Below are 16,256 nucleotides of genomic sequence, written 5' to 3'. Positions count from 1 at the left end.
AATAATTATTATATATATTATTTTCTAACAATCCTATAAACAAAAAAATTGATAATCAAAAAAAATATAGTTGTAAAAGAACTTGATACATATATATGTAAATAACCAAGATCCGCTAAAAAATTAAAAATTACAATAGAAATAACATAAACAACAGCAAAAGCAATGCTATTTAATAAACTGAGTATAAAAATATTCTTTTTAAGAGCAAGAGCAATAAACCCAACAGTAAAGCTAAGAAGAATTAATCTAAATGAAAAGAATACCCTATTTAACAAATCAAACAATGCATCAGAATAATTTAAATGTTCGACTTTGAGAAAACTTATCCAATTAATAAGTTTAGTAAAATTTAATGCCTTTGATGAAAGCATCACGGTTCTTATGTAATCGGGCGCCAGCTTAATAATCCCTGTCCCATCAAGAACATCGTAGGCATTCTCCTTAATTTTTCTACCAACCTTAACAAACTCTCTAATACCATAAAGCTTCCATTTATTATCTTTCCATTCAGCTTTATTTATATCGTACCTTGTTTGAAACTCATCTTGACTATCTTTAATTATAATCATCAAGTTAGCAAAAGTATTCTCGTCAATATCATAAGATTTAATATTATAAATTTCTCTAGCAAGATCTCTTATTATTATAGTTTTATCGCCAGATCCACTATTACCAATGCTATTCTTAATAAGAATATCTCTTCTTGCTACAGTATCTATTACTAAATAATTATCAAAAAAGAAAAGAACAACTGAAATAAATATACTAATTAAAATGATTGGTCTTAATATACTGGCAAGTGAAACTCCACAACTAAAAAGACCTATTATTTCATTTCTCATAGAAAGATTGCCAATAAGATTAGAAATAGCAAAAAGAAAAGATAAAGCCACTCCATCTGAGAACGCCTTTGGCAAATACAAATAATAAATATAAAGAATATCCTTAAAGCCAATATTCTTTTCAAGATAATTAAGAAGATTGACAAATAAATCACCAAGAATAATTAAAATCATGAAAAGTAAGTTCATAGATAAAAAAGTAAGAATGATGCTTTTTACAAAAAGCTTATCTATTTTCATTTTTTTAACAATCTCAAAAAGAGAATTGCTCCTGCAATAACTAAAATTAAATTGGGCAAAATAGTAACAACAAGGGGATTTGGCGCATATTGCACAGTATAAACTTTACCACCAATAAACATTACCCAATAAAAAACACAAACAAGAATTGAAATTACAAGCTCAAGAATAATAGAATACTTCCTATTAGAATACATTCCCATTGAAAAAGCCAAAAAAATGAAAAATAAAACCGAAAGCGGTAAACTAATTTTTTGAAAAAATTCAAGATTAAAAAGAGCCAAATTTTGCTTCATACTTTTATCTTGATAAGGTTTAAAATTTAAATTTAAGTTATACATATAGTTTAAATTTTCAAAAACATAAGATTCATCCACATAATAATTTTGATTGTATAAATAATTTAAATAAAGATTTGAAAAATTTAAACTTAAAAAATCTCCTTCTAGATTATTTTTTATATTTGAATCTGTAATTAAATTATTTTGTTTTTTAATTAATTTTATAACATCCCTCATGCTCATTTGAGAAGGAGTTACATAATTTAATAAAAAACTATCACTAAATGTAACCTGATCGATTGAATATTTCATCTTATCTGCATAAAAATAATCATAAAATCCACTCTCGCTGTCTGTTAAAGCAATAGATAAAACATCATTTAAAATAAAATACACTTGAAAATTTTCTTTTTTAATATCAAGATTTTTTGCCATAAATATTCTATCAAAACCCTTAAGTCCAGTGTTATCAAAAAAAGTTACATTTTTATAACCATTTTCCGATTTCTCACCAGAAACAAAAATCAAATCTCCATACTGTTTGCTTGAATAAGGCTTTAATACCAAATGAGGAACTTCTTCTTTTATTTCATTAAAAATTTTTAACCTACCAATAGATCCAAGTGGAAGCAAAATATCATTAGATATAAAAGATATAAAAGCAATAACTATTCCCAATTTAAAAAATGGGACAAGTAAATCAAAAATTGATATGCCAATTGAACGAAAAGCTAAAATTTCATTGTGAAGCTTGAATTTATGAATAGTCAGAATTACTGAAATCAAAGAAGCAAAAGGGGGAGAAAGTGCAATCACCATAGGAAGAGAATATATAATAAAAATAAAAGCCTTAAAAAAGGGAACATAATTTTGAAGAAGTATTCTCATAAAGAATAAAATTTGATTTATAAAAAATACGAAAAAGAAAAATAAAAACGTAATTAAAAAATATTTAAAAAATTCAGTAATTATGTAAGACTCATAGCTGTTTTTTAATATTTTCATCTACAAAAACCAAACCGTTATTAAGAGTACCCAGTATGACATAATTTTCAAATCTAGAAACTTTTATTAAATTCAAATTAAGAAGTCCATTATTGGGTCCAAAATAATCCCAATTGTCATTTTCATAATCATAAATCAATAACCCATGATCAAAGGTTGCAAACAATAACTTTTTGCCTTTAATCTCCATATCCATAAAATAATTAACATCAATATTATTAGCAATAACGTGCTTTTTATAGCTATTTTTATTTAAATTTAATTCAAAAAGACCCCCGCCATATGTTCCAACAAAATAACTATCTTTATACTCTTTTATAAAATTAATATTTTTTTCATTATCATTCTTAGTAAAAAAATTCAAATGTTTGATCTTTTTCAAATTGTCAACATTAATGCTATAAATAGCCTTATCAACTGTTCCAACCAATAGTAAATTTTTCAAACTATCAAAACACAGTGAAGAAATTTTATTAGATCCAAGCGGTATATTTTTCCAATTTTTTAAATCATAAAACCACAACCCAGAATTTAGAGTGCCAACAAATATTCCATTTTTAACACCAAGTAAAACTTGCACATTGCTAAAATCAGCATTAGCGGGAACATTTATTTGCTTCAAATCTCCATCAACATCATCTATATAATAAACAACATTTTTACCACCAATATAAATTGTTCCATTATAATCTGCGAAACCCTTAATGCCATTTAAAAAAATGCTTTTTTTATCCTTAAGATAGACCCTACAATCATTTTTTTTAATATTATATCTTAAAAGCCCCCCCAATATATTAGTTACAAATATATTATCATTAAAGACAAATGTATCAAAAACGCTATTGTCAAGAAATCCCAAAGACTCTAAGTTTAAATGACTTACTCCAAGTTTATTACTTAAAAAATCATAAATCTCTTTATCATAACCTGATATAGAAAATTGATTAATTTCTTTAAATGCAGAAATTGCATCCGATTTTTCTTTAGCAAGATATTTTAATTCAGCTGATCTTAAGCTAGCATAAGAATATTTATAGTCTTTTAAAAAGAGATCAAAATTATATTCAGAAAGATCATAAAAACCATTCTCATAATTCACATATCCAAAAAACAAATTTGCCTTAGCTAGCAATTCTCTGTTGTGCTGATTCTCATTAATTACTATTTTATTTAAATAATAGTTTGTCAAGCCAATATTTTTTTTAGCATAACTTTCTCTGGCTTTTTTAAAATAAAAATTGTTTTCTTTTAAAAAAGCATCGCTAAGGAAAAAAGATTCATTATCTTTTAATCCTATCAAATAGTCTCTTTTAAATTCACTCTCAAGGACAACATTATTATCATCAATAATAACTGCTTCTTTTTTCTTCTCTAAAAGATCACCAACATGAGAGTCTTGAATAGATCTATTTGTAGTAAGGCAAGAAAAAAACAAGACAAAACAAAAAAAATAACCTTTAAATAAATTATTCAAAACAAATTTCATATTATTTTAATAATCTTTATCTCTAACAATTTCAAGATCAATTTTTCCAAATTTGTCTATATCAATTACTCTAACTTTAATTCGATGACCTTCTTCTAATTTTGGAGGTCGAACTAACCCTGCATTACCCCTTATATTATCTGAGCCGCCACCAAATCTAGAATATCTATTGCTATTTCCAAATCTTCCAGAACCATACTTACTGTCTCTAGGTTTCAAACGAGTACTTAAAAATCCTTCTTTTGAAGGGGTAAGTTCAATAAAAGCCCCAAAACTATTAATTTTTTTAACAGTTCCTTCATAAATTTCGCCTACCTTTGGCTCTCTTACAATACTCTCTATTCTTTCTTTAGCCTTTTGCATCTTAAAATCATCATCCCCGAAAAGAATAATTTTTCCATTCTGCTCAATTTGAACCTTAACTTCAAATTCATCTGTTATAGCCTTAACGGTTTTTCCAGTAGATCCTATAACAAGAGATATCTTGTCAATGTCAATTTGAAGTTGAACAATTTTGGGAGCATACTTAGATATACCAACTCTTGAATTAGAAATTACATTATTCATAATAGATAATATATGTATTCTACCTACTCTTGCCTGCTCAAGAGCATCTCTCATCAAATCTTTAGTAACATTTTCAATCTTAATATCCATTTGAAATCCAGTGATTCCATTTTTAGTACCAGCCACTTTAAAGTCCATATCGCCTAAATGATCTTCTTCTCCAAGAATATCACTTAAAACTACATATTTATCACCTTCGCTAATAAGCCCCATAGCTATTCCTGCAACTTGCCCTTTAACAGGAACCCCCGCTGACATTAAAGACATGCTCCCAGCACAAACAGTAGCCATTGAAGAAGATCCGTTAGACTCTAAAATCTCAGAAACTACCCTAATAGTATAAGGAAAATCATTTTTCCCAGGAACCATTGATTCTAAAGCTCTTTGAGCCAAATGACCATGGCCAATCTCGCGCCTGCCAGTCATAAGTCTACCAGTCTCACCAACTGAAAATGGTGGAAAATTGTAATGGAGCATAAAATTAAGGCGCTTATCACCATCAATGTCATCCATTATTTGTTCATCAATGCTTGTACCAAGAGTAGTTACTGCTAAAGCTTGCGTCTCTCCTCTTGTAAAAAGCGCAGAACCATGAGTTCTACTTAAAATATCAACTTCTGAAATAATATTTCTTATCTCATTAGGCGTTCTGCCGTCTGTTCTAATATTATCATTAAGAATAGAATTTCTAACAATCTCCTTCTCAAAATCATCAAAAGCTTTATGAAAAAGAGACTCATTACTATCAGTCAATTTCTCAAGAGAAGAAAAATGTTCATAAGATTTATTTCGCAGTAAAGTTATAGCTTTATCTCTATTAAGCTTTCCCTTGACAAAACAAGCTTCTTTAAGCTCTGCATAAACAAAATCCCTAAGCTCCTCTTTAAATTCAAATATTTTTTCTTCAAAAGCTAAAGGAAGTTTTTCCTTTTCCCCTACAATATCTAAAAATTCTTTTTGAGCATTGCAAATTTGCTTAATATATTCATGTGCACTATCTATTGCTGAAAGCAAAATATCCTCACTAACCTCATTAGCACCACCTTCTACCATAGTAATTCCATTTAAACTTCCGGCAACAACAATATCAAGATCAGAATCATGAATCTCTTCAAAAGAAGGGTTTACTATAAACTTACCATTCAAATAAACCATTCTAACAGCTGCAATTGGGCCGTTAAACGGAATATCTGACAAAAAAACTGCTGTAAAAGCAGCATTCATTCCAACAATATCTGGAGGATTGAGCTGATCTGTAGCTAAAGTAGTAGGAATTACTTGAATTTCTCGACCAAATCTTTTATCAAAAAGAGGTCTCATTGGCCTATCTATTAGCCTGGAAACAAGTATTTCTTTATCCTTTGGCTTTCCCTCTCTTTTGATAAATCCTCCCGGAATTTTACCAGCGGCATAATATTTCTCATTATATTCAACAGAAAGCGGAACAAAATCTAAATCCTCTCTTACACTGCTTGAACAACAAACAGTTGCAAGAACCGAAGATCCCCCATAAGTTGCAAGAACCGACCCATTAGCCTGCTTAGCCATAAATCCAGTCTCAAATACTAACTCGTCTCTGCCTATTTTCAACTTTAATATTTTCCTCAAAATTCAACCTCTTTTTATTTTCTAAGACCAAGTTTAGATATCAACATCCTATAGGCTTCTAAATCTTTTTTCTGGTAATACCGCAATAAACTTCGCCTTTGCCCTACCAACTTTAACAAGCCTCTTTTTGAACTGTGATCTTTTTTATTTGTCTTTAAATGTTCAGTTAAATACTTTATTCTACCTGTAATAAGTGCGATCTGAACCCCAACAGAACCAGTATCGCTTTCATTTTTTCCAAATTCAGAAACTATTTTTTGCTTTTGCTTTTTATCTATCATAAAGCAACTCCTATACCATTATAGCAAAGCTCTAATAAACCTATTGCCATAATTTAAACTTACTATGATAGATTATAATATTTTTTCTTAAAAATAACAAAAGCAATTTATCCTTTTCGAGTTATTTTTAATAACAAATTATTAAATTGTTTAAAAAAATAAATATAAAATTAAAACATAATAACATATTTATATTTATTAAAACCAACTCCTTGAATTACTGCTAATATTTTTTCTTCTCTGGATTTTAAAATCTTAAATTCATTAATATTGATTTTAATTTCAACATAAACACCATTTTTAACAAGATTTATCTTATCAGAATCAATGTAAACTTTTTCAAAACTTTTTAAAGATTCTAGACTAATTAAGGAGGCTTTGCTCAAATTTTCACACAATGTGGAATCTTTTAACCTAAACATACCTACTTTAGTTCTTTTCAAATTGCTAACATAAGCGCAAGAATTTAGAGAATAAGCCAAATCTCTTGCAATACTCCTAATATAAGTACCTTTTGAACAGCTAATTTTTAAACTAAGCACAGAAGAACTAAAATCATAATTTAATCTTTGAATACTATAAACAGTCACTCTTCGTTTTTTAATTTCAAAAAACTTTCCATTCAAAGCAAGTTTATAGGCCCTGCTACCATCAATATGAACAGAAGAAAATCTGGGGGGACTTTGATAAATCTCTCCTACAAAATCTTTAAGCTTTAAATCTATATCCTCTAAATTAGGAATATAATCTGTTTTGCTAACTATTTTTCCATTTGGATCAAGAGTATCTGTTTCTAATCCAAATCTAAATTCTGCTAAATACTCTTTATCTAAAGAAGTAAAATAACTTGAAAGCTTTGTATATTTTCCTATAAGGCCAATCAAAATTCCACTTGCAAATTTATCAAGTGTGCCAGCATGCCCAACACGATTTGTATTAAAATATTTTTTTATAGGAAAAAGGGTTTCAAAAGAAGTTTTACCTTGTTCTTTATTAATTAAAAGGAATCCATTTTCCAAATTTAATTCTCTCTTGTGGTATTTAATCCTTCAATTAACTTATTAACATAAAATGATTTAGAAAGAGAATCATCCTTAACAAATAATAATTTAGGGGTACTTCTGACTTTAATTCGCTTAACAATTTGTCCCTGAATAAATCCCTTAGCATTATTTAAAGCTTTAACTGCATTGTCTAAAGAAGCACCCTCCTTAATAGAGCCCACAAACACTTTAGCATTTATTAAATCTTTTGAAAATTCTACTTTAACCACGGTTAAAAATGAATGAATTCTGGGATCTTTAATCCCCCCACCTACTATTAAATTGCCAATTTCTTGAGCAATAAAACTTTCAAGTTTAAACTTTTTTATACTCTTATACATAAACACATATAAATAAAACAATACTAAGCTTTAAAAGATTTTTTCACCTTTTTTATCTCAAATGCTTCAATTATATCTCCTTCTTTAATATTAGCATAATTATCAATCACAACACCACACTCATATTGCTCAGCAACTTCTTTAACATCATCTTTAAATCGCTTTAAAGATGATATTTTTCCAGAATGAATCTGCAAACCATCCCTCATCACATTAGTAATCGCATCTCGCTTTATTAATCCCCTAGAAACATAACAACCAGCTATTACCCCGATTTTAGGAACATTTATTACAGCTCTCACTTCAGCAAAACCAATAAACTGTTGCTCAACATCTGGTTCAAGCATTCCCTCAAGAACTGACTTAACATCATTTATAGCATCATAAATAACATTGTACTTTCTAATTTCAACTTTTTCCTGATCCGCTAGTACTTGAGCTTTTGCAGTAGGCCTTACATGAAATCCAATAACAATAGCATCGCTTGCTGAAGCAAAGCTAATGTCTGTTTCAGTTATCACCCCCGCTGATGAATGTACAACTCTTACTCGAACCTCATCGTTTGTCAATTTTTCAAGAGAATTCTTTAAAGCTTCGACTGAGCCTTGAACATCTGCTTTTAAAATTATTTTAAGCTCTTTAAGCGTTCCCTCTTTGATTGAATCATAAAGATTTGACATGGTAACTTTCTTTACATTTTTGGAAGATTCATATTTTTTAAGATCTTGTCTTTTGGAGCTGATCAATTTTGCTTCTTTTTCAGTTTTAGTTACTTGAAAAGGATCCCCGGCTTGAGGCATTGAAGAAAATCCTAAAACACTAATAGCTTTAGCAGGTCCAACACTCTTAACAGAAACACCCTTGTCGTTAATTAATGCCTTAACTTTACCATAGCATGCTCCACCCACAAAAGAATCTCCCACATAAAGGGTTCCATCCTCAATAATAACAGAACAAACTATTCCGCGACCCAAATCAATCTTGGCATCAAGTACCTTTCCAATAGCTCTTTTGGATGGGTTTGCCTTTAATAACATCATATCTGATTGTAAAAGAATCATATCAAGAAGTTCAGGAATTCCTATTTTTTTAAGAGCAGAAATCAACACAAAAATAGTGTCTCCCCCCCAATCCTCAGATACTAAGCCGTATTCTGAAAGCTGATGTTTAATCTTATCGGGATTTGAATCCGGCAAATCAATCTTATTTATAGCAACAATAATTGGAACATTTGCCTCTTTTGCATGATTAATAGCTTCAATGGTTTGAGGCATAACACCATCAATTGCTGAAACAACAAGAACAACAATATCTGTAACTTGAGCCCCACGACTTCGCATCATAGTAAAAGCTTCATGCCCGGGAGTATCTAAAAATGTTATTTCTCGATCATTATAAACAATAGTATAAGCTCCAATATGCTGAGTAATACCACCAGACTCCGTTTGATTTATATCTATATTTTGAAGCACAGAAAGCAGTTTGGTCTTGCCATGATCAACATGACCCATTATTGTAATAACAGGGGGCTTTTCAATTCTTTTGCTTTGATCCTCTATCTCTTCTTCTATAACCGTTTCATCATAAATAGAAACAACATTAACTTTTGAGCCATATTCTTCAACTAAAATAGTTGCTGTATCAGAATCTATTTTTTCATTAATAGTCACCATTACGCCCAAAGCCATTAATTTAGCAATCAAATCAGAAGATTTTAAATTCATCTTTCTTGCAAGATCAGAAACAGTAATACTGCCCATAATGTCAATTGACTTTGGAATAGGATTAGCTAAATTTTCTCTTTTCTTTTTTTGAAGTTGCTCAAAAACTTTTTGTTCAATTGTCTTGCTCTCAGTCTCTGCTTTTTTTCTCTTATAGCTTTTTTGACTTTCTTGTTGCTGCTTTTTTTTCTCGCCAAGCTTACGATTTAACTCTTTACTATTCTCAGAATCTGATGAAGATGTGCTGCTAACAATAACAGGAACTTTGGTCTTTATAACTCTTCTAAAAGACACAGAAGTAGTATATTTATTTTGAGAATTATTTTTGGCAACATATGTTTTCTTTGCCGAACCTTGATATTGAGATGCTAAACTATCTCTGTTTTGCGAATATCCTCCAGCCCTATTGTCTCTGTTTTGCAAATATCCCCCAGTTCTGTTGTCTCTATTTTGCGAATATCCACCAGTTCTGTTGTCTCTATTTTGCGAATATCCTCCAGTTCTGTTGTCTCTATTTTGCGAATATCCTCCAGTTCTGTTGTCTCTATTTTGCGAATATCCTCCAGTTCTGTTGTCTCTATTTTGCGAATATCCTCCAGTTCTGTTGTCTCTATTTTGCGAATATCCTCCAGTTCTGTTGTCTCTATTTTGCGAATATCCTCCAGTTCTGTTGTCTCTATTTTGCGAATATCCACCAGCTCTGTTGTCTCTGTTTTGCGAATATCCTCCAGCTCTGTTGTCTCTGTTTTGCAAATGTTCAGCTTTGCTGTTGTGCTTATGCAAATCAACAGAACTATTTGAATCATTTTTACCACTTAAATCATTATGAGTTACAATTTTTACTACCTTCTTTTTTAACTTAACAATCTTAATTTTTTTACCATCTTCATTTTTAATATCATCAATATTTTTCGACAAATTTACTCCTCCTCAAACTCAAAACTAAGCCCTATTTTACAGCCCGGACAGGAGGTCATATTTTCATTAATAACAACACCGCATTCAGGGCAAAGAAGCTCTTCATCTTCTTCTATCTTTTCTATAGACTCATCATTGTCATTAGCAATTATTATCATTCCTTCTTTTAATATTTTGTTAATTTCTTCTTGTTTTCCATAACTTACGCCAAGATTAAAAAGCATTCCCTCATCTGCTTGTAAAAAATTGTTAATATCATCAAGCCCCTCTTTTGATAAATTAGAAATCACAGAAGAATCTAGTAATTTAAGATCACTTATTTTGCTGATCTCTTCAAATTGTTCCTCTTCAACAACATCCTGCATAACTTTATCAAACATTTCGAGCGTTTCTTGCTTAAACTCTGAATTAGCTTTCATTTCTGCAAATTGACTGCTAGTTTTAACATCAATAGCCCAGTCAAGAAGCCTATTAGCAAGCCTAACATTTTGACCCATTTTGCCTATAGCAAGAGAAAGCTGATCATCGCTAACAACCACTAAGGCTTTATGTAAATCTTCGTCAAGAATATAAACATGCTCAATCTTCGAAGGAGTCAAAGAATCTTTTATAAATTCTTTAATATCTTTACTATAAGGAATAATATCGATTTTTTCTCCTTCAAGCTCCTTAATTATAGATTGAATTCTGACTCCTTTTTGTCCTATACAAGGACCAACAGGATCAATCTCTTCTTTTTCAGAATAAACAGCAACTTTGATTCTGTAACCCGGATCACGAACTATTTTATGAATTTTAATAATACCTTCTTCAATTTCTGGAATTTCAAGCGCTAAAAGCTCTTCAATAAACTTTGGGTGGGTTCTAGAAAGAATAACTTCAATGCCATTTTTTCCCTTTTTGACATTGTAAACTAAAACTCTAATCTTATCATTAATATTGTAAACTTCTCTTGGCGACTGATACTTCTTAGGAATTATGCCGTCAGTATTGCCAAGATTAACATAAAGGTCACCATTTCTATTTTGTTGAACGTACCCAATAACAACCTTATTTAACTTGCTTTTAAATTCTGATAAAATCTCATTATCCTCAATTCCTTGCAAGTCATTTTTGGTTCTTTGTTTTGCAACCTGAATAGAAAGCCTATCAAAAACTTTAGGATTAATTTCAATGTAAGCATAACCACCTTCTACAATATTTTCCTTTGAGATATCTTTTTCCAATATTTCAAGCAAAGAATCTTTTACCTCTTTTACAATTTTCTTTTTTGCATAAACAGCCAAATCTCCCGTATCATCATCAAATTTAATAAAAGCATTCTCATTACTTCCAAAATACTTCTTATAAGCTATTAATACTGATTCTTTAATTGTTTTTCTAATAGAATCTATACTCATGCTGCGATCGTTTGCAATATTTACAATCATGTGCCCCGTGCCCTTTATCATCCAAACTTCCTCCTTAAACTAATTTGGCCTTCTTAACATCACTATAAAAAACATTTATTTCTTTGCTATCTGTTTTAAAAATAAAACTTTCTGGCTTTGACTCTAATATAAAGCCCTCTTCAAATTCATTATCTAGCATTAACTTAATCTTTTTACCTTCAAAAATTTTAAACTCTCTGTCACTTTTTATTTTTCTATCTATTCCTGGAGTAGAAAGCTCTAAAGTAAAACTATATTTAAGATTTGCTTCTAAAATTAATAAAATCATCTTATGCAAATCAGTCAGCAAATCAATATCTAAGGAAAAATTTTTACTATAAAGAACTATTTGAATTTTTCCATTATTTTTATTTCTAAAGATATTAATTTCTAATATCTCAACATTTAACCGCCTTGTTAAATCTTTTATCAAATTAAAAACTTCATTATTTTTGTCAAAACATTTAATCAACTGTATCCCTAAAAATAATAAGGTTCTTTTATAAGAACCTTATTAAATACATAAACTAAACCTTAAGTCAAGATTAACACTTAGCAAAAATAATGTCAACATTAAACCAAATTATAAGATTTGGCCAACGAAAGCCTTATAACCTTATAAGCTCCCAACTGCATCATAAGGTCTTCACAAATACACATAGATGCTCCCGTGGTAACAATATCATCAAGCAAAACAATCTTTTTAAATTGAAAATTTTTATATTTTGATCTTAATTTAATTTTATTTTCAAGATTTCTAAATCTAAGATTCCCTTTCATTAACTTCTGACTTTTTCCATACTTTCTTGAAAAAACATTTATATAATTAAACCCAAAACGGCTTAATAAAATACCAATGTATTCCATATGATCAAAACCATAAAATAATTTTCTTTTAAAACTACAAGGAACAGTTACTATTTGATCAAAATCAATATTATTTAAACATTCAGCAATTCCACTTGCCAAAAATCTACCAATTGACTTTTGAGCATCTCTCTTGTAAGACAAAATTAAAAGTCTGTAATGCTCTTTATATTCAAAAAAATACATCAGATTTTCATTAAATTTAATTTCAAAATTAAAAAGCGACTTACATTGGTCACAAAGAGCATTAGAAGCTACATACCTTTTCCCACAAAAAACACAAAAAGGCAAAAATATACTCTTTAGAACATTTAAATAGCTCATACTAACTGGACTGAGAAACAACCTTTAAAACAATTTGATTTAACAGCTCAATTGATTGAAAAGGGGTAATATTATTAATATCTATGTTAGAAATAAAATTTTTTAACTCCAAATACTCATTTAATTTAATATGAACATTAGTGTCATTTTTCAAATCTTTCCCCCCATCATTACTATCAGAAGAAACAGCGGGAAGAAGCTCCAAAAAAGAATTGCCCTTTCTGTCAAGCAAACTTTCTAAAATAACATTAGCCCTATCTATTACCCTTAAAGGAAGTCCTGCTATGCGAGCAACATAAATCCCATAAGAATTAAGAGATGGTTTTTCTTCAACTTCTCTTAAGAAAACAAGATCGCTGCCTTGCTTTTCAATTTTCATTGAAAGATTAATAAAAGCTTTGTGATTAATAGACGACAATTCATGAAAATGCGTAGCAAACAAACTTCTAGCTTTAATATACTCTAAAATATGCTCTATAATAGAATAAGCAATAGCAAGCCCATCATTCGTACTAGTACCTCTTCCAACCTCATCCATAATTATCAAGCTCTTTTCTGTTGCATTTCTTAAAATATTAGCTGTTTCATTCATTTCAACCAAAAAAGTGGATTCTCCTTTGGCAATGTTGTCACTTGCTCCAATTCTGCAAAAAATTTTATCTGTAACGCCTATTACAGCTTTAGAAGCTGGAACAAAAGAACCTATATGGGCCATTAAAGTAATTAAAGCTACCTGGCGCAAATAAGTTGATTTACCTGCCATATTAGGTCCAGTAATTAAACAAAAATACCTTTCTTTATCAATCCTTACAAAATTTTCAGTAAAGATTTCGGTGTTTTTAACATAATACTCAACAACAGGATGTCTAGACTTGTCAAGAAAAATTTCTTTATCAGACGTCAATACAGGTCTTTTATATTCATTTTTTTTTGCCAAATAACCAAAGTTAACAACTAAATCAATATATGCAAAAAATTCTGCAACCTTTTTAAGAACTTTATTATGCTTAACAACATTTGATGCTATTTCATCAAAAATTTCCTGCTCAAAAGCAACTACATTGTCTTCAGCATTATTAATATCCACTTCAAGAGAAATAAGTTTTTCTGTTTTATATCTTTTTGAGGAATTTAAAGTTTGACTTTCCATAAAATGTGGTGGCACTTGAGCATAATTACTCTTTGTAACTTCAAAAAATAATCCCCTATTATTAGTTTTTCTAATCTTTAGGTTATTAATCTTGCTAAGCAATCTCTCTGATTCAAGATATTTATCAATATATTTATTTGCATTAATCTTTAAATCTTTTAAACTATCAAGTTTTAAATCATAACCTCTTTTAATAAGCTCATCGGGCAAGTTTGAAATTGCACTATTTATTAAAAAACAAACTTTAGAAATACTATCTTCCTCAAACTTATTAAAATTCCAATAATCAAAATTATACTTATTGAATAACTTTTTTACCCTAAAAAATACAGAAAGGGCTTTTTCAATAAATAAAAAATCTTTTTTAATATATCTTTTCATTTGAATCCTAGATATTATTCTCTCAATATCCCATATATCAATAAAAGTTTCTCTTAAAGTCATAGTTAAGCCAATATTTTTGCAAAAAAATTCAACATGATCTAGTCTGGTATTAATCTCAGAAATATTTAAAATTGGATTTAAAATAAATTCTCGCAAAAGTCTCTTTCCCATTGCAGTTTTGCAATCATTTAACACAGAATATAATGAATATTGAGAAGAAAAATCATTATTATTTTTCACAAGCTCAAGATTAACCTGAGTTACATCATCAAGAAACATGTACGAAGAATCATTATTAATATCTATTTTATCAATATTGCTTAATAAATTTTTTAAATTATTTTTTATATGATTTATAATGAGAAAAATTGAAATGTAATAGGGCTTTTCCTCATCAAATCCAAGAGAGCTCAATCCAAGTATGTTAAAATGCTCCTTTATTGTTTTTATTGCAATATCTTTATCAAGATGCCAAGCAGGAACCTTATTAATTAAAAATCGACTAAGATTAAGCTTGTCTGAGTATTCATAATAAAAATTTTCAGAAACTATTATCTCTTTAGGAGAGTATTTCTCAAGATCCCTTTTAAGTTTTTCAAAAAAACTATTCTCGTAAAACATTATTCCAAGACTAGAAGTAGACAAATCTATATAAGAAAACGAATAATAATTTTTATAATCACTAATAGCAACTAAATAATTATTAACATCATCATTTAAAAAATCTTCATCAATAATAACACCTGGGGTTATTACCTCAACAACTTCTCTTTCTAAAGGCCCTCCAGAAGTAGAATTAGACGCTTGCTCACAAATTGCAACCTTTTTATCAAATAAAATTAATTTTCTTATATATTCCTTACTAGTATGATAAGGCACACCACACATTGGAACATTTTCTCTTTTTGTCAATGTTAAATTAAGAAGCTTACTTGCCTCTATTGCATCATCAAAAAACATTTCATAAAAACTTCCTACTCTGAAAAAAAGAATGGCATCCTTATGTTGTTTTTTGATATTTAAATACTGCCTCATCATTGGGGTAACATTTTTTTCCATACGCTTCCTAAATAATATTGAATTACAATTGATATTATAAAATAAATATAATTCAATTAAAAAGAAAGAATATAAAATGATAAAAAGACCCTAAAAGCAATGTTTTATGCAACTAAACGTTATATAGATTAAACAAAGAAAGTAATACCTCAAAAAGAAAAGTCTTTAAGGATTTTTATTGTCCTTTTCCAAAAGATGCTTAACAACATCGCTTGTTATATCAACAGTGCTATTGTGATAAAGGATATATGGATTATTTTTTTTCATAATCAAAGAAAATCCATTAATCTCTGCAACATATTGAATACCACGAAGTATTTTGCTTAAAGATTCACTATTATTGTTTAAACTATTAATATTGGCCAATCTCTGCTGCTCTAAGTTATTCTTTGCTAAACTAGACAGTCTCTTTAGCTCATCAACTTTCAAATTATATTGGTTCCCAAAAGATCTTGCATTATCTAAATCATTATCAGCAATCGATTTATCATACATCTGTCTTAAATTCTTAAGCTCTAAATTTAACGTATTGATTTGTTCTTGATACCGATTCTTTATTTGATCAAGATTAGCTTTTAATTGGGGATTTAAAACCTCAATCACAATTCTATCAAAATCAACAATTCCTATTTTAATAACATCTATCGAAAAAACATTAAAAGATAATAAAAAAAACAATGGTAAAATCAAAAAAAACACAAATTTC

General features: G+C 29.1%; 13 protein-coding genes. All 13 read right to left on the bottom strand.

Features of this window, described 5'->3' with window-relative positions:
* Positions 1 to 17: 17 nt before the first annotated feature.
* Positions 18 to 1,085, bottom strand: a complete 1,068-nt coding sequence (locus BBIDN127_RS04050; RefSeq protein ID WP_014024015.1) for an LptF/LptG family permease — start codon at positions 1,083 to 1,085, stop codon at positions 18 to 20.
* Positions 1,082 to 2,371 carry an LptF/LptG family permease gene (locus tag BBIDN127_RS04045; protein WP_044054987.1) on the bottom strand — a complete coding sequence of 430 codons (1,290 nt, stop codon included), beginning with the start codon at positions 2,369 to 2,371 and terminating at the stop codon, positions 1,082 to 1,084. The genes BBIDN127_RS04050 and BBIDN127_RS04045 overlap by 4 nt, the downstream gene beginning before the upstream one ends.
* The gene (locus BBIDN127_RS04040; protein ID WP_014024013.1) at positions 2,346 to 3,857 is read right to left on the bottom strand and encodes a hypothetical protein; all 1,512 of its coding nucleotides are present in this window, start codon (positions 3,855 to 3,857) and stop codon (positions 2,346 to 2,348) included. Before BBIDN127_RS04040 ends, BBIDN127_RS04045 begins: the two co-directional genes overlap by 26 nt.
* Before the next feature lie 6 nt (positions 3,858 to 3,863).
* Positions 3,864 to 6,032: a polyribonucleotide nucleotidyltransferase gene (gene pnp / locus BBIDN127_RS04035; RefSeq protein WP_044054986.1), complete on the bottom strand. Its 2,169-nt coding sequence runs from the start codon at positions 6,030 to 6,032 to the stop codon at positions 3,864 to 3,866.
* Between the two features lie 14 nt (positions 6,033 to 6,046).
* Entirely contained in the window at positions 6,047 to 6,313 is a 267-nt protein-coding gene (gene rpsO, locus BBIDN127_RS04030) for a 30S ribosomal protein S15 (RefSeq protein WP_014024011.1), read from the bottom strand.
* 170 nt (positions 6,314 to 6,483) lie between these two features.
* On the bottom strand, positions 6,484 to 7,332 hold the full coding sequence (gene truB, locus BBIDN127_RS04025) for a tRNA pseudouridine(55) synthase TruB (protein WP_014024010.1): 849 nt from the start codon (positions 7,330 to 7,332) through the stop codon (positions 6,484 to 6,486).
* Between the two features lie 2 nt (positions 7,333 to 7,334).
* Positions 7,335 to 7,697 (bottom strand): 30S ribosome-binding factor RbfA, encoded by a 363-nt coding sequence (gene rbfA, locus BBIDN127_RS04020; RefSeq protein ID WP_014024009.1) that lies wholly within the window; start codon positions 7,695 to 7,697, stop codon positions 7,335 to 7,337.
* 23 nt (positions 7,698 to 7,720) lie between these two features.
* Complete coding sequence (gene infB / locus BBIDN127_RS04015) at positions 7,721 to 10,336, bottom strand: translation initiation factor IF-2 (RefSeq protein WP_014024008.1); 2,616 nt, start codon at positions 10,334 to 10,336, stop codon at positions 7,721 to 7,723.
* Positions 10,337 to 10,338: 2 nt separating this feature from the next.
* Positions 10,339 to 11,787, bottom strand: a complete 1,449-nt coding sequence (gene nusA, locus BBIDN127_RS04010; RefSeq protein WP_014024007.1) for a transcription termination factor NusA — start codon at positions 11,785 to 11,787, stop codon at positions 10,339 to 10,341.
* Positions 11,788 to 11,800: 13 nt separating this feature from the next.
* Positions 11,801 to 12,238, bottom strand: a complete 438-nt coding sequence (gene rimP, locus BBIDN127_RS04005; protein WP_014024006.1) for a ribosome maturation factor RimP — start codon at positions 12,236 to 12,238, stop codon at positions 11,801 to 11,803.
* A 101-nt stretch (positions 12,239 to 12,339) separates the two neighbouring features.
* Positions 12,340 to 12,957, bottom strand: a complete 618-nt coding sequence (locus BBIDN127_RS04000; RefSeq protein WP_044054985.1) for a ComF family protein — start codon at positions 12,955 to 12,957, stop codon at positions 12,340 to 12,342.
* Position 12,958: 1 nt separating this feature from the next.
* Positions 12,959 to 15,550 carry a DNA mismatch repair protein MutS gene (mutS, locus tag BBIDN127_RS03995; RefSeq protein WP_014024004.1) on the bottom strand — a complete coding sequence of 864 codons (2,592 nt, stop codon included), beginning with the start codon at positions 15,548 to 15,550 and terminating at the stop codon, positions 12,959 to 12,961.
* A 165-nt stretch (positions 15,551 to 15,715) separates the two neighbouring features.
* Positions 15,716 to 16,249 (bottom strand): OmpH family outer membrane protein, encoded by a 534-nt coding sequence (locus BBIDN127_RS03990; protein WP_014024003.1) that lies wholly within the window; start codon positions 16,247 to 16,249, stop codon positions 15,716 to 15,718.
* Between the last annotated feature and the right edge of the window lie 7 nt (positions 16,250 to 16,256).

The sequence above is a fragment of the Borreliella bissettiae DN127 genome (assembly GCF_000222305.1).
Classification (GTDB): Bacteria; Spirochaetota; Spirochaetia; order Borreliales; family Borreliaceae; genus Borreliella; species Borreliella carolinensis.
Note: the sequence above shows the minus strand (reverse complement) of the source record. Positions and strands in the feature narration are given on the sequence as shown.